At 70.1% G+C, this 20,093-nt stretch carries 22 protein-coding genes; 4 read left to right on the top strand and 18 right to left on the bottom strand.

Annotated features, from left to right (window positions below):
• Positions 1 to 6: 6 nt before the first annotated feature.
• Positions 7 to 1,518, bottom strand: coding sequence for an IMP dehydrogenase (guaB, locus tag QQX04_RS00965; RefSeq protein ID WP_301125303.1), 1,512 nt, complete (start codon positions 1,516 to 1,518; stop codon positions 7 to 9).
• 218 nt (positions 1,519 to 1,736) lie between these two features.
• Here guaB and QQX04_RS00960 point away from each other — a divergent pair, with 218 nt between their 5' ends.
• A complete protein-coding gene (locus QQX04_RS00960; RefSeq protein WP_301125301.1) occupies positions 1,737 to 2,027 on the top strand; it encodes a WhiB family transcriptional regulator in 291 nt (96 codons plus the stop codon).
• Between the two features lie 67 nt (positions 2,028 to 2,094).
• On the opposite strand, the gene groES is transcribed toward QQX04_RS00960, so the two are convergent.
• Positions 2,095 to 2,388 carry a co-chaperone GroES gene (groES, locus tag QQX04_RS00955; protein WP_301125299.1) on the bottom strand — a complete coding sequence of 98 codons (294 nt, stop codon included), beginning with the start codon at positions 2,386 to 2,388 and terminating at the stop codon, positions 2,095 to 2,097.
• 184 nt (positions 2,389 to 2,572) lie between these two features.
• Between groES and QQX04_RS00950 the strand changes: the two genes are divergently transcribed.
• Positions 2,573 to 3,763: a class I SAM-dependent methyltransferase gene (locus QQX04_RS00950; RefSeq protein ID WP_301125297.1), complete on the top strand. Its 1,191-nt coding sequence runs from the start codon at positions 2,573 to 2,575 to the stop codon at positions 3,761 to 3,763.
• A gap of 23 nt (positions 3,764 to 3,786) precedes the next feature.
• Here QQX04_RS00950 and QQX04_RS00945 read toward each other — a convergent pair whose 3' ends face one another.
• Both QQX04_RS00945 and tsaD read right to left on the bottom strand, forming a co-directional pair.
• Positions 3,787 to 5,400, bottom strand: coding sequence for a glycoside hydrolase family 3 N-terminal domain-containing protein (locus QQX04_RS00945; RefSeq protein WP_301125296.1), 1,614 nt, complete (start codon positions 5,398 to 5,400; stop codon positions 3,787 to 3,789).
• 15 nt (positions 5,401 to 5,415) lie between these two features.
• Complete coding sequence (tsaD, locus tag QQX04_RS00940) at positions 5,416 to 6,456, bottom strand: tRNA (adenosine(37)-N6)-threonylcarbamoyltransferase complex transferase subunit TsaD (RefSeq protein WP_301125294.1); 1,041 nt, start codon at positions 6,454 to 6,456, stop codon at positions 5,416 to 5,418.
• Between the two features lie 55 nt (positions 6,457 to 6,511).
• On the opposite strand from tsaD, the gene QQX04_RS00935 reads away from it, so the two are divergent.
• The gene (locus tag QQX04_RS00935; RefSeq protein ID WP_301125292.1) at positions 6,512 to 7,141 is read left to right on the top strand and encodes a malonic semialdehyde reductase; all 630 of its coding nucleotides are present in this window, start codon (positions 6,512 to 6,514) and stop codon (positions 7,139 to 7,141) included.
• Here QQX04_RS00935 and rimI read toward each other — a convergent pair.
• Genes rimI through glmS form a run of 6 tightly spaced genes read right to left on the bottom strand, consistent with a single transcriptional unit; the run spans position 7,138 to position 12,098 of the window.
• A complete protein-coding gene (rimI, locus tag QQX04_RS00930) occupies positions 7,138 to 7,614 on the bottom strand; it encodes a ribosomal protein S18-alanine N-acetyltransferase (RefSeq protein WP_301125290.1) in 477 nt (158 codons plus the stop codon). The two genes, QQX04_RS00935 and rimI, sit on opposite strands and share 4 nt — an antisense overlap.
• Positions 7,611 to 8,225 carry a tRNA (adenosine(37)-N6)-threonylcarbamoyltransferase complex dimerization subunit type 1 TsaB gene (tsaB, locus tag QQX04_RS00925; protein WP_301125288.1) on the bottom strand — a complete coding sequence of 205 codons (615 nt, stop codon included), beginning with the start codon at positions 8,223 to 8,225 and terminating at the stop codon, positions 7,611 to 7,613. Before tsaB ends, rimI begins: the two co-directional genes overlap by 4 nt.
• A gap of 9 nt (positions 8,226 to 8,234) precedes the next feature.
• Positions 8,235 to 8,726: a tRNA (adenosine(37)-N6)-threonylcarbamoyltransferase complex ATPase subunit type 1 TsaE gene (tsaE, locus tag QQX04_RS00920; RefSeq protein ID WP_301125286.1), complete on the bottom strand. Its 492-nt coding sequence runs from the start codon at positions 8,724 to 8,726 to the stop codon at positions 8,235 to 8,237.
• Positions 8,723 to 9,832, bottom strand: a complete 1,110-nt coding sequence (gene alr / locus QQX04_RS00915) for an alanine racemase (RefSeq protein ID WP_301125284.1) — start codon at positions 9,830 to 9,832, stop codon at positions 8,723 to 8,725. Before alr ends, tsaE begins: the two co-directional genes overlap by 4 nt.
• Before the next feature lie 44 nt (positions 9,833 to 9,876).
• Positions 9,877 to 10,230 (bottom strand): holo-ACP synthase, encoded by a 354-nt coding sequence (locus tag QQX04_RS00910; protein ID WP_301125282.1) that lies wholly within the window; start codon positions 10,228 to 10,230, stop codon positions 9,877 to 9,879.
• A 2-nt stretch (positions 10,231 to 10,232) separates the two neighbouring features.
• Positions 10,233 to 12,098, bottom strand: a complete 1,866-nt coding sequence (gene glmS / locus QQX04_RS00905; protein WP_301125280.1) for a glutamine--fructose-6-phosphate transaminase (isomerizing) — start codon at positions 12,096 to 12,098, stop codon at positions 10,233 to 10,235.
• Between the two features lie 48 nt (positions 12,099 to 12,146).
• Between glmS and coaA the strand changes: the two genes are divergently transcribed.
• Positions 12,147 to 13,118, top strand: coding sequence for a type I pantothenate kinase (coaA, locus tag QQX04_RS00900; RefSeq protein ID WP_301125274.1), 972 nt, complete (start codon positions 12,147 to 12,149; stop codon positions 13,116 to 13,118).
• On the opposite strand, the gene QQX04_RS00895 is transcribed toward coaA, so the two are convergent.
• The 8 genes from QQX04_RS00895 to QQX04_RS00860 all read right to left on the bottom strand — a co-directional run bounded on the left by QQX04_RS00895 (position 13,115) and on the right by QQX04_RS00860 (position 19,996).
• Complete coding sequence (locus QQX04_RS00895; protein WP_301125272.1) at positions 13,115 to 14,023, bottom strand: class I SAM-dependent methyltransferase; 909 nt, start codon at positions 14,021 to 14,023, stop codon at positions 13,115 to 13,117. The two genes, coaA and QQX04_RS00895, sit on opposite strands and share 4 nt — an antisense overlap.
• Complete coding sequence (locus tag QQX04_RS00890; protein ID WP_301125270.1) at positions 14,020 to 14,781, bottom strand: DedA family protein; 762 nt, start codon at positions 14,779 to 14,781, stop codon at positions 14,020 to 14,022. The genes QQX04_RS00895 and QQX04_RS00890 overlap by 4 nt, the downstream gene beginning before the upstream one ends.
• 118 nt (positions 14,782 to 14,899) lie before the next feature.
• The gene (gene glmM, locus QQX04_RS00885; RefSeq protein ID WP_301125268.1) at positions 14,900 to 16,261 is read right to left on the bottom strand and encodes a phosphoglucosamine mutase; all 1,362 of its coding nucleotides are present in this window, start codon (positions 16,259 to 16,261) and stop codon (positions 14,900 to 14,902) included.
• Positions 16,262 to 16,278: 17 nt separating this feature from the next.
• The gene (rpsI, locus tag QQX04_RS00880) at positions 16,279 to 16,758 is read right to left on the bottom strand and encodes a 30S ribosomal protein S9 (protein WP_301125266.1); all 480 of its coding nucleotides are present in this window, start codon (positions 16,756 to 16,758) and stop codon (positions 16,279 to 16,281) included.
• Between the two features lie 20 nt (positions 16,759 to 16,778).
• Positions 16,779 to 17,222: a 50S ribosomal protein L13 gene (gene rplM / locus QQX04_RS00875; protein WP_301125261.1), complete on the bottom strand. Its 444-nt coding sequence runs from the start codon at positions 17,220 to 17,222 to the stop codon at positions 16,779 to 16,781.
• Positions 17,223 to 17,535: 313 nt separating this feature from the next.
• Positions 17,536 to 18,435 carry a tRNA pseudouridine(38-40) synthase TruA gene (gene truA / locus QQX04_RS00870; RefSeq protein WP_301125255.1) on the bottom strand — a complete coding sequence of 300 codons (900 nt, stop codon included), beginning with the start codon at positions 18,433 to 18,435 and terminating at the stop codon, positions 17,536 to 17,538.
• A gap of 49 nt (positions 18,436 to 18,484) precedes the next feature.
• The gene (gene rplQ / locus QQX04_RS00865) at positions 18,485 to 18,988 is read right to left on the bottom strand and encodes a 50S ribosomal protein L17 (RefSeq protein ID WP_301125253.1); all 504 of its coding nucleotides are present in this window, start codon (positions 18,986 to 18,988) and stop codon (positions 18,485 to 18,487) included.
• Between the two features lie 15 nt (positions 18,989 to 19,003).
• Positions 19,004 to 19,996 carry a DNA-directed RNA polymerase subunit alpha gene (locus QQX04_RS00860; RefSeq protein WP_301125251.1) on the bottom strand — a complete coding sequence of 331 codons (993 nt, stop codon included), beginning with the start codon at positions 19,994 to 19,996 and terminating at the stop codon, positions 19,004 to 19,006.
• Positions 19,997 to 20,093: the final 97 nt, after the last annotated feature.

Raw genomic sequence — 20,093 nt, 5'->3', positions numbered from 1 at the left:
TTCCGGTCAGCTCTTGCCCGAGTAGTTGGGCGCCTCGACGGTGATCTGGACGTCGTGCGGGTGGCTCTCCTTGAGGCCCGCGGGCGTGATGCGGACGAACTTGCCCTTGGCCTGCAGCTCGGGGATCGTGCGAGCGCCGACGTAGAACATCGACTGTCCGAGACCGCCGACGAGCTGGCGGACGACGGACGAGAGCGGGCCCTTGTAGGGGACCCGACCCTCGATGCCCTCGGGGATCAGGTCGTCATCGCTGGGGGCGTCGGCCTGGAAGTAGCGGTCCTTCGAGTACGACGTGCGGCCGCGCGACGCCATGGCGCCCATCGAGCCCATGCCGCGGTACGTCTTGAACTGCTTGCCGTTGACGAGCACCAGGTCGCCGGGCGTCTCGCTGACGCCCGCGAACAGCGAGCCGAGCATCACGGAGGAGGCGCCTGCCACCATCGCCTTGGCGATGTCGCCGGAGTACTGAAGGCCACCGTCGGCGATGACCGGCACCCCTGCGTCGCGTGCCGCCTGCGCAGCCTCGTAGACCGCGCTCACCTGCGGCACGCCCACGCCTGCGACGACGCGCGTGGTGCAGATCGAGCCGGGACCCACGCCGACCTTGACCGCGTCGACGCCGGCGTCGACGAGCGCCTTGGCGCCCTCGCGGGTCGCGACGTTGCCGCCGATGACCTGGACGTGGCGCGTGGCGGGGTCGGACTTGAGCCGCTTGATCATGTCGATCATGGCCTGCGCGTGGCCGTGCGCGGTGTCGACCACGAGCGCGTCCACGTCGGCCTCGACGAGCGCGGTCGCACGCTCCCAGGCGTCGCCGTAGAAGCCGACCGCCGCGGCCACGCGAAGGCGGCCCTCGTCGTCCTTGGTGGCCAGCGGGTACTTCTCGGTCTTGACGAAGTCCTTGACGGTGATGAGCCCGGTGAGGCGGCCGTCGGCGTCGACGAGGGGGAGCTTCTCCACGCGGTGGCGGGCGAGCAGCTCGGACGCGTCGGCGTTGCTCACGCCCTCCGGCGCGGTGATGAGCGGCATGGGCGTCATCTGGTCCTTGACCAGGCGCGAGCCGTAGTCGGAGTGGTTCACGAACCGCATGTCGCGGTTGGTGATGATGCCGAGCAGGCGGTTGTCCTCGTCCACGACCGGGAGTCCGGAGACGCGGTAGCGGGCGCACAGCGCGTCCAGCTCGGCGAGCGTCGCGTCGGGGCCCACGGTCACGGGGTCGGTGATCATGCCGGACTCGGAGCGCTTGACGGTGACGACCTGCTGCGCCTGGTCCTCGATCGAGAGGTTGCGGTGCAGGACGCCGATGCCGCCGAGGCGGGCGAGCGCGATGGCGAGACGAGCCTCGGTGACGGTGTCCATCGCCGCGCTGAGCAGCGGCACCTTGATGGAGATCTCGCGGGTCAGCCGGGTCGTGGTGTCGACCTCGGAAGGGATGACGTCGCTCTCGCCGGGGAGCAGGAGCACGTCGTCGTAGGTGAGTCCGGTGTAGCCGAAGGGGTCGTGATCAGCGGGCGCCATGGACCGATTCTACGGTCCGCGGGGAGCGCTCCGGTCTGCCGGGCAAAGCGCCTCTTGCCAAGACGTTCCCAAAGACGGTAGACAGGCATCAGGAGTTCAACGAGGAGCTCTTGACCTGGGCGATTTGTCCGAACTAGTGTCAAGGTCACGGTTTGATAACGGAGTCAAAGCGTGATCAGGGTTCAGACCGCCTAGGGGACCGACACGGAGGAGTCGCCATGGAGTCGATCGCAAGACTGCCGGCACCGACGCAGGATCAGTGGGAGTGGCAGTATCAGGGGGCCTGCCGCGGCGCCGATCCAGACCTTTTCTTCCACCCTGAGGGCGAGCGTGGAGCTGCACGCCGCCGTCGGGCGGAGGCAGCCAAGCAGTACTGCGCCGGATGCCCGGTGCAGGAGATGTGCCGTGAACGCTCGCTGATGGCTCGCGAGCCGTTCGGCGTGTGGGGCGGACTGAGTGAGGACGAGCGTCACGCGATGCTGGTGGGCCGCCTCAAGAAGGCGGGCTGACAGGACGGGAACGCACGAGGGCCCCGGGAGCATCCGCTCCCGGGGCCCTCGTCGTTCGTGCGGCTGCTTAGCCGACGATGGCGAGCAGGTCGCGCGCGGAGAGGATGAGGAACTCCTCGCCCGCGTACTTGACCTCGGTGCCGCCGTACTTGCTGTAGATCACCTTGTCGCCCACGGCGACGTCCACGGGGACGCGGTTGCCGTTGTCGTCGATACGACCCGGGCCCACCGCCACGACCTCGCCCTCCTGGGGCTTCTCCTTGGCGGTGTCAGGGATCACGAGGCCGGAGGCCGTGGTCGTCTCGGCGGCAGCCGCCTTGACCACGACCTTGTCCTCCAGAGGCTTGATTGAGACCGACACTGCGGACCTCACCTTCCGTCTCGAAGTTCAGGTTGCGACATCTGCCGGGCGACCTGCCGTCGCGGGGGTCAGGCGATCCGGACCGATGCCGAGCTCCCTCTCGGAGCGCCATCAGATTAGCACTCACCCGCGTCGAGTGCTAACGCTTCGGCGATCGGCCCCTCACCATGGAATCATCGCTGGCATGGAGGCCGAGACCGCACGCATGCTGCTCGAGCCCGAGACGCTCGCGCTGATCGACAGCATGCCTCCCTACGAAGAGATCGAGCCGCTCTCCTTCGGCAGCCGCCTGCGGGCCCAGGGACTCGACGGAGGCCTGGTCGCTGCGGTGCTCACCCAGGCGGAGCTGAGGCACAAGGCGCGGGCCAAGCTCGGGGAGTTCGCGGACGGCATGCTCTTCACCCGCGAGGGCCTCGAGCAGGCCACCCGGCTGAGCGTCGCCGCGCGTCACGCGAGGCGCTACGCGGCCGCAGGCTGCGAGCGCGTCGCCGACCTGACCGCAGGGCTCGGAGTCGACGCGATGACGATGTCCGCGCTCGGCCTCCCCGTGGTCGCGTTCGAGCGGGATGAGGCGACCGCGTTGCTCGCGGACCATCACCTGAGGCATTGGCGCGACTCCGTGGTCGTGCACGCGGACTCGATGTCGACGGTGCGAGACGTCCCTGGGGTCGACGCGATCTTCGCGGACCCCGCACGCCGCACCGGACGCGGCCGGCGCCACGACCCCCGCGACTACTCTCCCCCGCTCGACGAGGTCCTCGCGCTCAGGGATCAGTTCCCCGCGCTCGGCGTGAAGGTGGGCCCCGGCATCCCGCACGACGCCCTCCCCTCCGCCTCGCACGGCCCGGTCGAGGCGCAGTGGGTCTCCGTGGACGGAGACGTGGTGGAGGCCGGGCTCTGGTGCGGACCGCTCGCACAACGGGAAGGGCACGCCGCGCTCGTGATCCACGGCGATGAGGCGCACGAGATCGCCGGGGACCCGGTGCACGGAGAGATGGGCGGCCTGGGCGAGTACCTCTACGAGCCCGACGGAGCCGTGATCCGCGCGGGCCTGGTCGGCCCGCTCGGCGACAGCATCGGCGCACACCTGGTGGATCCCACGATCGCGTACCTCACCTCGGACTCCCAGGTCAGCACTCCGTTCGCGCGGGGCTACCGGGTGCTCGAGTCGATGCCGTACTCGACGTCGCGGCTCGCGAAGGCGCTGCGCGCGCGGGAGGTGGGGCGCGTGGAGATCAAGAAGCGCGGCATCGACGTCACTCCGGAACGGCTGCGCCCCCAGCTGAAGCTGCGCGGCACCGAGGCGGCGACCGTCGTGCTCACGCGCGTCGCGGGCCGCCACACCGCCTTGCTCGTGGAGCCGTTGCCGCGCTGACGGCCGACGCCACCCGCCACCCGTCAGCAGGCGGCCGGCACCCCGTCGAGCGATATCGGCCACTCCCCCCGCGGCTCTGCGTCGCCCGCGAGGACCGCGGCCACGCCCGCGAGCGCCTCAGGGCTGCGTCCATAGGCGGCGACGTAGACGGAGGCGTTCGAACGCTCGAGCGCCCACGGGCCCCCCATCGCAACCACCACGTCCGCACTTCCCGACGAGTCGTCGCTGCCGGTGATCCAGATCGAGGTGCCTCCGCCGCCCACCTGGACGCCGTGCGCCTCGAGGGCGGCAGCGAGCGCGTCCCTGTCGGCGGCGAAGCCTCCCGTGATCGTGACGCTATGCCCGAGGAACGGCGCGTCACAGGCCGTCGCGCCGACCGTGACCGCCTCGCGCGCGAAGTCCTCCGCATATCCGTCCGCGACGGTCACGGAGGACGTGAGGCTCTCCTGCCACCGCGCGAGGAGGATGACGCGCGCGGCAGCCTCGTCGAGCCGCTCGCGTGACAGCGAACCCGACTCGACGGCTTGAACGATCGCGCTTCGCGCCTTGACCATCGACTCGGGCATCAGAAGCAGGTCGGCTCCAGCGCGAAGCGCCTGGACCGCCGCCTCGCCGGGAGCGAGGCCCTCGGTGATCGCTCCCATGTTGAGCGCGTCCGTGACCGCGACGCCTGTGAAGCCGAGCCCGTCACGCAGGGCGACGTAGGCCTGAGGGTCCACGCTCGCAGGCACCCCTCCCCACTCGGGCACCGCGACGTGGCTCATCATCACGAGCGGCACGCCCGCCTCCACGGCCTCGCGGAACGGCACGAGGTCCACAGACTCGATCTCCGCGAGCGATGCGTCGCGGGTGGGCACGCTCGCGTGTGAATCCGTGGTCACGGCCCCGTGCCCAGGGAAGTGCTTCACCGTAGGCGCGACGCCTCCCTCCAGGTAGCCGAGCGAGGCCGCGACGACGGTCGCGGCGACGCGCTCAGGATCATCGCCTGCCGATCGGGTGCGGATCACGGGGTCCGCCAAACCCACGGTGACGTCGCCCACGGGTGCGAAGTCGACCGTGAAGCCCAGCGCCTTCAGCTCCGCTCCCGCCTGGGCGTAGGTCTCACGGATCACCGCCTCATCCGGCACCGCGCCGGCCGCCATGAAGGCAGGAAGCTGGGCGACGGCGTCGCCGAGCCTCGCCACGGGGCCGCCCTCCTGGTCGACGGCCACGACCGCCGGCCAGCCGCGGTCCCCGGCGCCGTCCTGCGCGGATGCCGCCAAGGTCGACGCTGTCGTGGCCGAGCCTGTCGCCTCACCCATGAGCATGACGCCGGCGACGCCCGAGTCGGACACGAGCGCGTGCACTCCCTCGGCATCCGCGGCCGAGTACGCGGGCAGCAGCACCGCTCCAGCCGCCTGACGGACGGTCAGCGCCTCCGCCGTCGCGAGCGCGTCGTCCCAATCCTCAAGCGTCGGCCCCCACGCGAGGGCCTCCGGCTCGGGCGACACCGTCACCGAAGGCGAAGCGGACGCCTCCGGAGAGACGGAGGGTGAGGCGTCGGGCGAGATCTGCGCGACGTCCCCCTGCCCGCTGCACGCGGTGAGAGCCATCGCCGCGAGCAGGGCTGTCCCCACGCTCCTCCGTCGGATGCTCATGGGGACGCGGCCACCTCAGACCGTGATCGTGCTCAGCGGCATCGAGGAGTCGACGCCGATGTCGAGCAGGCTCGGAGCGACGCCGCGGCGGGCGACCGCGGAGCCGAGCGCGGCGATCATCGCCCCGTTGTCGGTGCAGTAGCGGATCGGCGGGATGCGCACGTCGATCCCCGCCTGCGCGCAGCGTTCGGTGGCGAGCTCGCGCAGCTGCGAGTTCGCGGAGAACCCGCCGCCGATCACGAGGGTGTCGACGTCGTGTGCACGGCACGCGGCGATGGTCTTGTCCACCAGCACCTCGGCCACCGCGGCCGCGAAGGACGCGGCGACATCGGCCACAGGAATCTCCTGGCCGGCCTCCTCACGCGCCTCGATCCAGCGTGCCACGGCGGTCTTGAGCCCCGAGAACGAGAAGTCGTAGGCATGCTTCTGCATGGCCTTCGCGCTGGTCAGCGCACGCGGGAACGGGATCGCCTCAGGATCCCCCTCGCGCGCCAGCCGGTCCACGTGCGGCCCGCCCGGGTAGGGAAGGTTCAGCAGGCGGCCCACCTTGTCGAACGCCTCCCCCGCCGCGTCGTCGAGCGTGTGGCCGAGCTCGACCACGTCGGTCGCGATGTCGTTCACGAGCAGCAGCGACGTGTGCCCGCCCGAGACCACGAGCGCCATGGTGCGCTCCGGCATCGGACCGTGCACCAGCTCGTCGACCGCCGCATGGCCGATCACGTGGTTCACGCCGTACAGGGGCTTGCCGAGCGCGAGGGCGAGCGCCTTCGCCGCGGAGACTCCGACCGTCAGCGACCCGACGAGCCCGGGCCCGGAGGCCACGGCGATGCCGTCCACATCCGCGAGCGAGGCTCCCGCCCGGTTCAACGCCTCCTCCACCGTCGGCACGAACGCCTCCAGGTGCGCGCGCGAGGCGACCTCGGGGACGATCCCGCCGAAGCGGGCATGCTCGTCCATGGACGACGCGACGACGTCAGCGAGCAGCTCGGTGCCGCGCACGAGCGCCGCACCGGTCTCATCGCAGGTGCTCTCGATGCCGAGGATCAGGGGTTCCACGCCTCCAGGGTAGTCGGCGGGAATACTGGACGGCGCAGAATCGTCAGTACTCCACGTGAGTGCAGTGCCCCATCCCTCCCACGCGAGCTTCCCCCTGCCCGAGGACGTCCTCCGGCTGCTCTTCCTGGACGCCCGCTCCGCGACGCGCTGGTCCGAGCGCGAGATATCGCCGGAGACCATGCGCGCGGTGCACGAGCTGGTGCGATGGGCGCCGTCAGCGAACAACTCGTCGCCTCTGCGCATCGTCGTCGCGCAGTCGGAGCACGCTCGCGAGATCGTGATGGAGCACGCGAACGGCGGCAACCGCCTCAAGCTCGATCGCGCCCCGTTGATCCTCGTCGCCGCCTCCGACCCCCGGTACCACGAGCACCTCGAGGTCACCGCACCCGGCATCCCCGGGCTGTACGACGTGCTCGAGAGCCGCCCCGACGCGCGCGCGATCACCGCGCACGACAGCACGTGGCTGCAGATCGGGTTCCTCATCGTCGCCCTGCGCGCTGCGGGGCTCGACGTGCGCCCCATGGCCGGCTTCGACAGGGGCGGCCTGTCACGCGACCTGCTCGGGGACCGCCCCTGGCATCCCGAGCTGCTGCTCGCCGTCGGCTACCCCGCGGAGGATGGCACACACGGCGCGGGCGACCGACGCGGCCGGCCCGACTGGGACGCCTCCGTCCTCGAGCTCTAGAAGCCCGCCGCCCGCCGCATGGGCCTGCGCATCACGAGCGCGTCGATGCCCTCGGGCTGGTAGTAGCGCTTGCGGATGCGCACGTCCTCGAAGCCGAAGGACCGGTACAGCGCCAGCGCTCCCAGGTTGTCCACGGCCACCTCGAGCCACACCTCCGCGACGTCGAGCGAACGCGCCTCGTCCAGCAGGTCCTCAAGGACCAGCCGGGCGATCCCTTCGCGCCGATGCGCAGGGACCACCGCGAGGTTCATCAGGCTGAACGCGTCGCCGTCGAAGCCGTACACGGCGTACGCCACCCGCTCCTCGCCAAGCCACACTCCCCTGTAGCGGCGCGCGCCGTACCGGAAGTCCTCGCGGATCAGGGACTCCGACCAGGCCGACGGCCCGAACAGCTCTCGCTCGACCTCGGCCATCCAGGCGAGGTCGGTCTCATGCAGATCGCGCAGCCGGGGCGCGCGAGGATCGTCGGTCACGCTCCGGGGACGCCGTGCACGTCGGGGCGGCGCAGATACATCGGCTCGGTGGGCAGATCGGTCTCCCCCGCCTCGAGGCGACGGGCGACGACCCGGGCCAGCCACGCGGGATCGATGTCGACCACCGTGCCGTCCGGCAGCGCCTCCGCGTACAGCGCCGCACCGGGACCGGCGACGACGCCGGCGATCGGCACGTCCGACGGGTACGCGACGTCGGGCCCCGACACGCGCACGCCATCGCGATACGCGGCCCAGTACAGCTCCTTGCGGCGCGCATCCGAGACGACGGTCACCTCGCCCTCGTCCGCGAGCGCGGCGCCGACCGCGTCGAGCGAGCAGGTGCCATGCACGGGCACTCCCCAGGCGAAGCCGAGCGTGCGCGCGGTCACCAGGCCGACGCGCAGTCCCGTGAACGGCGCCGGACCCGTGCCGACGACGATCCGCTCCACCGCGGAACGGTCACAGCCCGCCTCCTCCATCGCCTCCTGGATCAGGCCTGCGAGAAGCTCGGCGTGGCCACGGGGCGCGTGAGCGGTGCGGGAGGCCCGGACGTCATCACCGTCGAGGACGGAGACGGCGACCGCGGCGGACGTGTCGAGCGCGAGGATCATGCTCTCAGCCTAGGCGTCGGCGCCGAAGGAGCCCTGCCACCGAGCACCGTGCCCGGACACCTCGACCTGCCGGACCCCGGCATCTGGCGCGTTCATGTCGAGCTCGCCGCCACGCTCACGACGGATCACCACATGAAGGCGGTCCTGGGACAGCTGCTCTGCGGCGCCCTCGCCCCACTCGACCACCGTCACCGAGTCCTCGAGCGCTGCATCAAGGTCCAGGTCGTCGAGCTCGGCGAGCGATCCGAGCCTGTACGCGTCCACGTGAACCAGGGACGGCCCGCCGACCTCTGACGGGTGCGTCCGGGCGATGATGAACGTGGGGCTCGCGACCGGGCCTCGCACGCCGAGGGCCTCGCCGAGTCCCTGCGTGAACGTCGTCTTGCCCGCGCCGAGGTCGCCGGTGAGGATCACCAGGTCGCCGGCACCCAGCAGGGGGCCCACCACGTCGCGGCCGAGCGCCTTCATCGCGTCGGCGTCAGGGGCGTCGTACGTCGTCATGCCTCACCCTTCGGTCGAAGGCCGCCGAAGCGGCACAGGATCTCGTAGTCGATGGTCCCCGCAGCGGCCGCCCATTCCTGGGCAGTGGGCCCGTCCGGGCCGAACAGGATGACCTCGTCGCCCTCGGTCGCCTCCGTGTCGGGGCCCAGATCGATGACGAACTGGTCCATGCATACGCGACCCGCGATCGGATAGCGGGAACCACGCACCGCCACCTCTGCGCGCCCTCCGCCGCACGAGCGGAACACCCCGTCGGCGTACCCGACGGGGACGAGACCGAGGACCGTCTCCCTGTCCGTCGTGTACTCGTGCCCGTAGCTCACGCCCTGCCCGGCGTGCACCGGCTTCACGAGCGCGAGCCGGGTCGTCACCGCCATGGCAGGCCTCAGGCCCCACAGCGCGCCGTCGGGGTCCTCCACGGGAGGGCATCCGTACATCGCGATGCCGGGCCGAACCAGGTCGAAGTGCAGGTCGGGGCGGGTGAGCGTCGCCGCGGAGTTCGCCAGGTGCCGCACCTCGAGCGTGAGCGCCCGCTCCGCGGCCATGTCGAGCGCCGTCGCGAACACAGCGGCCTGCCTGTCGATCGTCGGATGGCCGGGTCTGTCCGCCCACGCGAGATGCGACCACATGCCGACCACGCTGACCGTCCCGGCATCCTGCAGCTCCTTCGCGCGGTCCAGCAGCGCGGGCAGCAGATCGATCGGGCATCCCTCGCGCCCCAGGCCTGTGTCGACGAAGACGTGCAGCCGGGGCGCCTCGCCCGTGGCGCGCGCGGCCGCAGCGATCGCCTCGAGCACCTTGAGCGACCCGACCGAGAGGTCGATGCCCGCCGGGATCAGCCGGTCGAACGGCCCGTCAGGGCCGTAGAGCCACGTGAGGATGCGCCCCTCGTCGCCCGCTTCGCGCAACGCGAGAGCCTCGGTCGGCTGCGCAGTGCCCAGCCACGCCGCGCCGCCTTCACGCGCCGCGCGTCCCGCCTCGATCAACCCGTGACCGTACGCGTCGGCCTTCACCACACCCATCACCTGGGCACCCGCCGCACGCGCGCGCAGCGCCCTGATGTTGTCGGCGATCGCGCCGTGGTCGATCGTGATGGCGATGCTCATGGGTCCAGTCTTCCTTGAGATGCTGTCTGCGAGGCGGGTTCCGGTCAGCTCTCCGCGACGACGACGGCGGAGGCGATGCCCGCGTCGTGCGTGAGCGACAGGTGGAGCGTGGCGATGCCGAGCTCGGCGGCGCGTGCCGCCACCGTGCCCGTCAGCGCGAACTGCGGTCGCTGCCCATCCTCGCGAGCGATCTCGCAGTCCTGCCACGACAGGCCCGCGGGCGCGCCCAGCGCCTTCGCGAGCGCCTCCTTGGCCGCCCACCGCGCGGCGAGAGAGTGGTGGCCCAGCCCGCGCTCGGCAGGGGTGAACACCCTCTCGAGGAATCCGGGTGACCGCTCGAGCGCGTCCTCGAACCGCTCGATGGCGACCACGTCGATCCCGACGCCCACCACTGCCACGGTCACTCCACCGTGACGGACTTCGCGAGGTTGCGCGGCTGGTCCACGTCATAGCCCTTCGCGGACGCGAGCTCGTGCGCGAAGATCTGCAGCGGCACCACGGTGAGCAGCGGGCTCATCAGCACGGGAGAGGCCGGCACGTAGAAGACCTGCTCGGCGTGCTCGGCTGCCTCGGTGTCGCCCTCCTCCGCGATCACGAAGGTGCGGGCGCCGCGGGCGCGGACCTCCTGCACGTTGGAGATCACCTTGCTGTGGAGCGACTCGCGCCCCTTCGGGCTCGGCAGGATGATGAAGACCGGCTGGCCCTCATCGATCAGCGCGATCGGACCGTGCTTGAGCTCTCCCGCCGCGAAGCCCTCCGCGTGGATGTACGCGATCTCCTTGAGCTTGAGCGCGCCCTCGAGCGCCACGGGGTAGCCCACGTGACGGCCGAGGAACAGGACGCTGCGGTCGTTCACGAGCGAGCGTGCGAGCTCGCGGACCGGCTCCGCCGTGTCGAGCACCCGCTGAAGCTTCGCCGGCATCTCATCCAGCTGCGACAGCAGCGTGCGGATCTCGTCGGGGAACTTGTTGCCGCGCAGCTCCGCCAGATAGATGCCGAGCAGATAGGCGGCCGTGATCTGCGCCAGGAACGCCTTGGTGGAGGCGACGGCGATCTCCGGCCCGGCGCGCGTGTACAGGACCGCGTCGGACTCGCGGGCGATCGTGGAGCCCTGCGCGTTCACGATCGAGATCACGGGCGCCCCCTGCTGCTGCGCGTGACGCAGCGCCATGATCGTGTCCATCGTCTCGCCCGATTGGCTCATGGCGACCACGAGCGTGCGCACGTTGACCACGGGATCGCGGTAGCGGAACTCGTGAGCCAACTCCACCTCGACGGGGATGCGGGTCCAGTGCTCGATCGCGTAGCGCGCGACCATGCCCGCGTACGCCGCGGTGCCGCACGCGATCACGATGATCTTGTCGATCGAGTTCAGCACCTGGTCCGCGACGACGCCCTCGTCGAGCTTGAGCTTGCCGTGCTCGTCGATGCGGCCTCGCAGGGTGTCCGCGACCGCCGTCGGCTGGTCGTGGATCTCCTTGTCCATGAACGTGGAGAAGCCGCCCTTCTGCGCCGCCTCCGAGTCCCAGTCGATCCTGTACGGCTCACGCTCGATCGGGTTGCCGGCGTAGTCGGTGACCTCTACGCCCTCGGGCGTGATGACGACGACCTCGTCCTGACCGAGCTCGAGCGCCGTGCGGGTGTGCTCGATGAACGCGACCACGTCGGAGCCGAGGAAGTTCTCGCCCTCGCCCAGCCCGACGACGAGCGGCGAGTTGCGGCGCGCGCCCACCACGACGCGTGGCTCGTGGGAGTCGACGGCCAGCAGCGTGAACGCACCCTCCAGGCGCGCGGCGACGAGCCTCATGGCGTGGACCAGGTCGTGGCCGGCGAGCACCTCACGCGCGAGCAGGTGGCCGACGACCTCGGTGTCGGTCTCGGACAGGAACTGCACGCCCTCGGCACGCAGCTCGGCGCGCAGCGGGCTGTAGTTCTCGATGATGCCGTTGTGGATGATCGCGATCCTGCCGTCAGCGGCCAGATGCGGGTGGGCGTTGACGTCCGTGGGCGCACCGTGCGTCGCCCACCGGGTGTGGCCGATCGCGGCCGTGCCGGAGCGCAGCGGATGCTCGGCGAGCTCCTTGCCCAGGTTGACGAGCTTGCCGGCCTTCTTCGCCATGTCCACGTGCGTCGTATCGTCGGTGACGATGGCCAGGCCTGCGGAGTCGTACCCGCGGTACTCGAGACGGGCCAGGCCCGCCATGACGACGCCCTCAGGGCGCGCACTCGGCGCGCCGGATCCGACATAACCCACGATTCCGCACATGCCGTCAGTCTAGGCGGCACCCGGGGCAGTGCCCGCAGGCTCCACAGCATGCGCCAGAATGGTGCCGTGGCCCCGATCGACGCGTCCCTTCGCACCCCGTTCGTCACCCTGACACGCGAGGAGTGGGCGGCCCTCGCCGACGCGACACCGCTGCCGCTGACCGAGGACGACATCCGCCGAGTCCGCGGTGTGGCCGACCCGATCTCCCTGGAAGAGGTCGACACCGTCTACCGACCGCTGTCGCGCCTGCTCGACCTGTACTCGCAGGCGACGGGCGGCCTTCACCGCGCGACGAGCGAGTTCCTGGGCGAGCGCGCCGGCCGGACGCCCTTCGTGATCGGCGTCGCCGGATCGGTGGCCGTCGGCAAGTCCACGACCGCGCGCGTGCTGCGCGAGCTCATGGCGCGCTGGCCCGACTCGCCGCACGTGGAGCTCGTCACCACCGACGGCTTCCTGCTGCCCAACGCCGAGCTCGAGAAGCGCGGCCTGATGTCCCGCAAGGGATTCCCCGAGTCCTACGACAGGCGGGCGCTGCGACGCTTCGTGGCCGACGTGAAGTCGGGCCTTCCCGAGGTCACCGCACCGGTCTACTCGCACGTGACCTACGACATCGTGCCCGACGAGCGGGTCGTGGTTCGCAAGCCTGACGTCCTCATCGTCGAGGGCCTCAACGTCCTCGCTCCGCCGGTGCTTCGCGAGCCAGGCAGCCCTGCCTTCGCCTTGTCCGACTACTTCGACGCCTCGATCTATGTGGATGCCAAGCCGGACGACGTGCGCCGTTGGTACGTGGACAGGTTCCTGACCCTGCGCGGCACCGCCTTCTCGCGGCCCGACTCGTACTTCCGCAACTACGCGAACCTCACCGATGACGAGGCCGTGGAGCGCGCGTCGTACATCTGGGACACCATCAACGCGCCTAACCTCGCCCGCAACATCGCCCCCACCCGGGCGCGGGCGACGATCATCCTGGACAAGGGCCCGGACCACAGCATCCAGTCGGTCAGGCTCCGCAAGATCTAGTCGAGCGGCGACTCGGGCTTCCGGGCCACCAGCGTGAACGTGCACGGCACCCGCTCTGCCTCGTCTCCCGGGAAGGCGAACTCGCCGTCCCCCACCTCCACCATGCGAGGCGCGAAGTGCCACGGCAGCGTGCGGCCCTCGTGCATCGCCTCAAGCGTGAGCCCCGCCTCCAGGAGGACCGTGACGACCTCGGACAACGCGTGCGGGTAGTCGTAGGTGCGCGTCGCCGCGATCGTGCCGTCTCCCACGTATGTGGACGCATCGTCCCACTGCATGGGCCGGCCGTCGCCGAAGTACCTGAACGCCATCGTCAGGTCGTCTCGACGCTCGTCCAGGGTGAACATCATCGGATGGCTGTCCCGGATGTAGAACACCCCGCCTGGCTTGAGCAGTGCCTCGATCTGGCGAGCCCAGGCGTGCAGGTCCGCGAGCCAGGTGATGGTGCCGATGCTCGTGTAGACCACGTCGAACAACGTGTCCTCACCGAGCGCCGCGTCGACGAGCGCCCGCGCCTCGAGCACGTCCCCCTGGACCCAGTCCGCATGCACGCCGAGCTCGTCAGCGAGGCCTGCTGCCGCCGTCAGGGCCGACGGGGAGAAGTCCACCCCCACCACGCGGGCCGCGCCGGCCCGCGCAAGCGACACCGTGTCGGTGCCGATGTGGCACTGGAGGTGGCACAGGTCCAGCCCCTCCAACGATCCCTCGGGCAGGTGGGGCGTCAGCATCTCCAGGTCCGTGCGCACCACCGACGACAGATGCGCGGGATCGTCACGGAAGGAGTTGAGGCCGTACCCCTCGACGTGGAGAGGCACCCGCTCCTCCCAGTTCGCGAGGTTGGCCGCCTTGGCGTCCTCCCAGCCGACGTCCACGCCGTCGACGCCCTCGACGGCGGACGGGTCGCTCACTGGTCGTCGTCCTCGCGAGGATGCGCGCCGTGGCGCTCGGCACGGCGCTCCTTGAGGGTCGGCCTCACCTCGAGCTCACCGGTCTCGAGCCGCTGCTCGATGTCGCCGGCGAGATCGGGCAGCTCGGGCTTCGTGAGCCCGAAGAGGGACAGGATCTTGTCCACGAAGAACCCGAGCACAGTACCCATCACGATGCCCACGACCACCGACACGAACAGGTTGTCCTCGTCGAAGATCGAACCGGCCACGGTGCCCAGCAGGATGCCCCAGACGGCCCAGATCGTCACAGCGACGGCGTCCACGCCCATGAAGCGCTTGCGCGGGAAGCGCAGCGCGCCCGCCATGAGGTTCACCGCCACGCGCCCCATCGGGATGAAGCGAGCCGCGATGATGAAGCTCGTGCCTCGCCGCTCGAGCTGGTGCTCCGCCCAGTCGAGCGAATGACGCGCCTTGTCGCGTGTGAAGATCCCCCAGCGGCGCACGTCGAAGCGCGACCCGATCCAGTAGGCGACCTGATCCCCGCACCACGCGCCGGTCGCGGCGACGAGGAAGATGAAGATCAGGATCGGGGTCCCTGTCTGCACCGAGGCGGTCGATGTGGCGATCACGATCGACTCCGAGGGCACCACAGGGAAGAAGCCGTCGATCAGCGACATCAGGAACGTCAGCGGATAGATCCACAGGGATTCCGCGAAGTGCAGGATCCACTCGTTGAGGCGGCTGCTCAGATGCAGGATCCAGTCCAGGGTGTCGTTCACCCGGCCCAGTCTTCCAGCCGCGCGGCACCCACGGTATGGGGGGCTGCCCCGATTCCGCGTAGGGCGGAAGGATGACCGCGGAGGTCGGGCGCACGCACCAGCCAGGGCGCCGTGCCTGTCAGAGCGCCAGACGTTCCTTGACGACGCCGGCGAGCGAGTCCGCGTACCGGTGGGCGTCGTCCTCGGTCGAGGCCTCGACCATCACTCGCACGAGCGGCTCCGTCCCCGACGGGCGCAGGAGCACACGGCCGGAGTCGCCCAACTCGGTGCGGGCGGCTGCGACCGCGTCGGCGAGCGCCGAGTCGGTGTGCACCCGGCTGCGGTCCACGCCGCCGACGTTGACGAGCACCTGCGGCAGGGTGGCGATGGAGGCGCACTGGTCGTGCAGCGAGCCGCCGGACGCGACGAGCGAGCCGAGCATGAGAGCGGTCAGCACGCCGTCACCCGTCGTCGCGTACTTGGAGAGGATCACGTGGCCCGACTGCTCGCCGCCGAGGACGTAGCCGTTCTCGCGCATGGCCTCGAGCACGTAGCGGTCGCCGACAGCGGTCTCGACGATCTCGATGCCCGCGGCACGCATCGCGTGGTGCAGTCCGAGGTTGCTCATCACGGTGGCGACGAGCGTGTCCCGGTACAGGACGCCGGCGCTCTGCATGGCGATCGCGAGCAGTCCCATGATGCGGTCGCCGTCCACCACCGCGCCCGTGTGGTCCACGGCCAGGCACCGGTCGGCATCACCGTCGAAGGCGACACCCATGTCGGCGCCGTGCTCGAGCACGGCGAGCTTGAGGGGATCGAGATGCGTGGAGCCAACCCCCTCGTTGATGTTGAGGCCGTCCGGGTCGGCGTTGATGACGATGACATCGGCGCCGGCCTTCTGGAGGGCCTCGGGGCCGACGACGCTCGCTGCGCCATGCGCGGCATCCACGACGAGCCGCACGCCGGAGAGCGGCGACTCCTTGCCGGTGAACTCGCGGACCGCTCCGACGACGTGGTCGATGTACTCGCAGGCGAGGTTCTCGGCGCGCACCAGGCGGCCGACGGACGCACCGGTGGGCCGCTCCCAGTCCTCGCCGAGCTGCGCCTCGATTGCCTCCTCGACCGCATCGTCGAGCTTGTGGCCGCCGCGGGCGAAGAACTTGATGCCGTTGTCCGGCATGGCGTTGTGGGAGGCGGACACCACGACGCCCAGATCCGCCTCAGTGGAGGCGGTGAGGTAGGCGACCGCAGGGGTCGGAAGGACGTCCACCGACAGGACGTCCACCCCTGCAGAAGCAAGACCGGCCGCGACCGCCGCGCTCAGGAACTCACCTGAGACGCGAGGGTCGCGGCCGATCACGGCACGCGGACGGTGGCCGGAGAACTCGCCCCGCTCGGCCAGCACGTGGGCCGCGGCGACCGCAAGGTCGACCGCCAGCTCCGCCGTGAGGTCGCGGTTGGCAAGGCCCCGGACACCGTCCGTGCCGAAGAGTCGCGCCATGCGCGGTGCTCTGCTGCTTAGCGCTTCGAGTACTGGGGCGCGCGGCGGGCCTTCTTGAGACCAGCCTTCTTGCGCTCCACGACGCGAGCGTCGCGGGTCAGGAAGCCAGCCTTCTTGAGCGCCGGGCGGTTCGTCTCGGAGTCGATCTCGTTGAGCGCGCGGGCCACACCGAGGCGGAGCGCACCGGCCTGACCGGAGGGGCCACCACCGACGAGGCGAGCGTGCACGTCGAACTTGCCCTCGATGTCGAGGAGCGCGAACGGCTCGTTGACGAGCTGCTGGTGCACCTTGTTCGGGAAGTAGTTCTCGAGCTCGCGGCCGTTGATCAGCCACTTGCCAGTACCGGGGACCAGGCGCACGCGGGCGACAGCCTCCTTGCGGCGGCCGAGGCCGGCGCCGGGGGCGATCTCCGAGGTGCCCTTGCCACGCTCAGGAGCGGACTCGGTCGTGTACTCGGTGGGGGTCTCGTTGTCGACGTCGGTCGTCACATCTGCCATGATTCTTCGTTCCTTCAGGACTACTGCGCGACCTGCGCGATGGTGAACGGCTTGGGCTGCTGCGCGGCGTGCGGGTGCTCGGCACCGGCGTAGACCTTCAGCTTGGAGATCTGAGCGCGGCCCAGCTTGTTGTGGGGCAGCATGCCCTTGACGGCGTTCTCGATCACGCGCTCGGGCTGCTGCTCGAGCAGCTCGCCGATCGCCTTGGTCTTCAGACCGCCCGGGTAGCCCGAGTGGCGGTAGACCATCTTGTCCGTGAGCTTGTTGCCGGTGAGGGCAATCTTCTCCGCGTTGATGATGATCACGAAGTCGCCGGAGTCGACGTGGGGGGCAAAGGTCGCCTTGTGCTTGCCGCGAAGCAGCTGAGCAGCCTGCGAGGCAAGACGACCGAGAACCACGTCCGTCGCGTCGATGACGTACCAGTCCTTGGTGACGTCACCCGCCTTGGGAGAATACGTACGCACTGTGAAGCCTTAACTTTCTGAGTTCTGGGCGCGGGCCGAACGGCCCGCAGAGGTTCGGTCGGCGTACCTGCGAAAGGCGAGTGGGAGGCACCATCCACGGGGAGCGCACAACGACGACCGAGTTTACCGGCGTGTCGGTACCCCGGTCAAACCGTGGGACGTGGGAATGAGAACTCGCACGCCACCGACATCCGCCAGGACTCGGTCGATGCCCCCATTGTGGCACCTGGGACAGCGCTCGCGCGAGCCGATGTGAACAGCCTCACCGGCGCTCCGGAGCTCCGGAGCTCCGGCCAGTCGACGTGCGAACGCGTCAGCCCTCGAGCTCGTCGGCGCTGCGCCTGTCTCGCGTCGCGACGGCTCGGGCCGCGAGCGCCTCGTCCGCGGGGTAGACGACCTCCTCGAGCGTGAGACCGTGCGCGGGCGCCACGGCGATCGCCTGGGAACGCTCGGGGTGGGACGCGACGTCGCCCAGCCAGGCGAGGTCGCGTCGACCCTCCCCCACCGCCAGCACGGCGCCGACGAGGCCTCGGACCATCGAGTGACAGAACGCGTCGGCCCTGACGGTCGCGACCACATGCCCGGCGTCAGGCCCCTCCTCAGGGCGCGACCACGAGAACTCGACGAGATCACGGATTGTCGTCGCCCCCTCGCGGGCCTTGCAGAACGCCGCGAAGTCCCGGAGCCCCGTCAGGGTGTCCGAGGCGGCCGCGAGGGCGGCCACGTCCAACGCTCGGGCGTGGAACACCACGTGGTGACGCCGCAGCGGGTCACGAAGCTCCGGCCTGTCGCACAAGCGGTAGGCATACCTGCGCTCGAGCGCTGAGAATCGCGCGTCGAAGCCCTCGGCGGCCCGCGAGGCGGAACGCACCACGATGTCGCGTGGCAGCACGCCTGTCAGGCGTGCACGTAGCGCCTGAGCAGGATCCCGCTCCGTCCGCCCGGGAAGCCGCTCCCACGCGTCAGCGGGGATGTCCACATGGGCGACCTGGCCGCGCGCGTGCACTCCCGCGTCGGTGCGCCCGGCGACGGTGACGCGCAAGGCGTCGGCAGAGGAGCCATCGGTGCGGCGCACCACACGCGACAGGCCCGCCTCCAGCTCGTCCTGCACGGTCCTCAGGCCAGGCTGCGCCGCCCAGCCGTGGAAGCCCGTGCCGTCGTAGGAGAAATCGAGACGGGCCCGCACGACGTCACTGCTGAGCAGCTCGGTCATGCGGGCCCGTCCCGGTGTTCTTGCGGGGCGTCAGACGCCCTGCGGAGAGTTACTTCTCGTCGCCCTCGGCGGCAGCCTCGGTGGCCTCGGCCTCGACGGTCTCCTCTGCGGGAGCCTCCTCGACCTTCTCAGCCTTCGGGGCAGCCTTCTTGGTCGCCTTCTCCGCCTCGGCCTTGACGGCCTTCTTGGCGGGAGCGCCGAACTCGACGAGCTCGATCACGGCCATGGGGGCGTTGTCGCCCTTGCGGTTGCCGACCTTGGTGATGCGGGTGTAGCCACCCTCGCGCTCCGCGAAGCCCGGGCCGATCTCGGTGAACAGGGTGTGCACGACGCCCTTGTCCGAGATGATGCCGAGCACGCGACGGCGCGAGGCGAGGTCGCCGCGCTTCGCGAAGGTGATGAGGCGCTCGGCGTAGGGACGCAGGCGCTTCGCCTTGGTGACGGTGGTGGTGATGCGACCGTGCTCGAAGAGGCTCTGGGCCAGGTTCGCCAGGATCTGGCGCTCGTGGGCCGGGCCGCCGCCGAGACGGGCTCCCTTGGTGGGGGTAGGCATAGGGGTGTTCTCCTCTTAGTCTTCGCTGCCCGAGAAGTACACGCCGGCGGCCGCGCCAGCGTCGTACTCGATGCCCGAGTCCTTCAGGGAGAAGCCGAGCTCGGCCAGCTTCTCCTTGACCTCGGTGATCGACTTCTGGCCAAAGTTGCGGATGTCCATCAGGTCGGTCTCGCTGCGCGCGGTGAGCTCACCCACGGTGTGGATGCCCTCGCGCTTGAGGCAGTTGTAGGAACGCTGCGTGAGGTTCAGCTCCTCGATGGGCTGGTTGTAGTCCTCCTCGAGCGCCTCGTCGGAGTCCGACGGGCCGATCTCGATGCCCTCAGCGTCCTCGTTCAGCGCCTTCGCCAGCGAGAACAGCTCGACCAGGGTCGAGCCGGCCGAGGCGAGCGCGTCGCGCGGGGAGATGGACGACTTGGTCTCGACGTCGATGATCAGCTCGTCGAAGTCGGTGCGCTGGGCGACGCGGGTGGCGTCGACCTTGTACGTGACCTTCAGGACCGGCGAGTAGATCGAGTCGACGGGGATCTGACCGATCTCGGCGTCGTAGACCTTGTTGAGCGAGGCGGGCACGTAGCCACGGCCGCGCTCGACGGTCAGCTCGACCTCGAACTTCGCCTTGGAGTTGAGGGTCGCGATGTGCAGATCCGGGTTGTGGATCTCGACACCGGCCGGCGGAGCGATGTCCGCAGCGGTGACGGCACCGGCACCCGACTTGCGCAGGTACATGACGACGGGCTCGTCGTGCTCCGAGGAGACGACGAGGGTCTTCAGGTTCAGGAGGATCTCGGTGACATCCTCCTTCACGCCCTCGATGGTCGTGAACTCGTGGAGCACGCCCTCGAAGCGCACCGACGTGATCGCGGCGCCCGGGATGGACGACAGCAGCGTGCGGCGCAGCGAGTTGCCCAGCGTGTAGCCGAAGCCCGGCTCCAGCGGCTTGAGCGAGAACTGCGAACGGTTCTCCGAGATGACCTTCTCGGTGAGGGTGGGACGCTGTGCGATGAGCACGGTTGTTTCCTTTCCGAGCACCCGCTATTTGATGCTCGCAAACCTGGGGCCCTTCGGGGGCTCCAGGGTCAGCGTAGGGAAGTGTGGGTGGCGACGC

This window comes from Demequina zhanjiangensis (assembly GCF_030418315.1).
Lineage (GTDB): Bacteria > Actinomycetota > Actinomycetes > Actinomycetales > Demequinaceae > Demequina > Demequina zhanjiangensis.
This window is presented reverse-complemented; position numbering and strand designations above follow the sequence as displayed.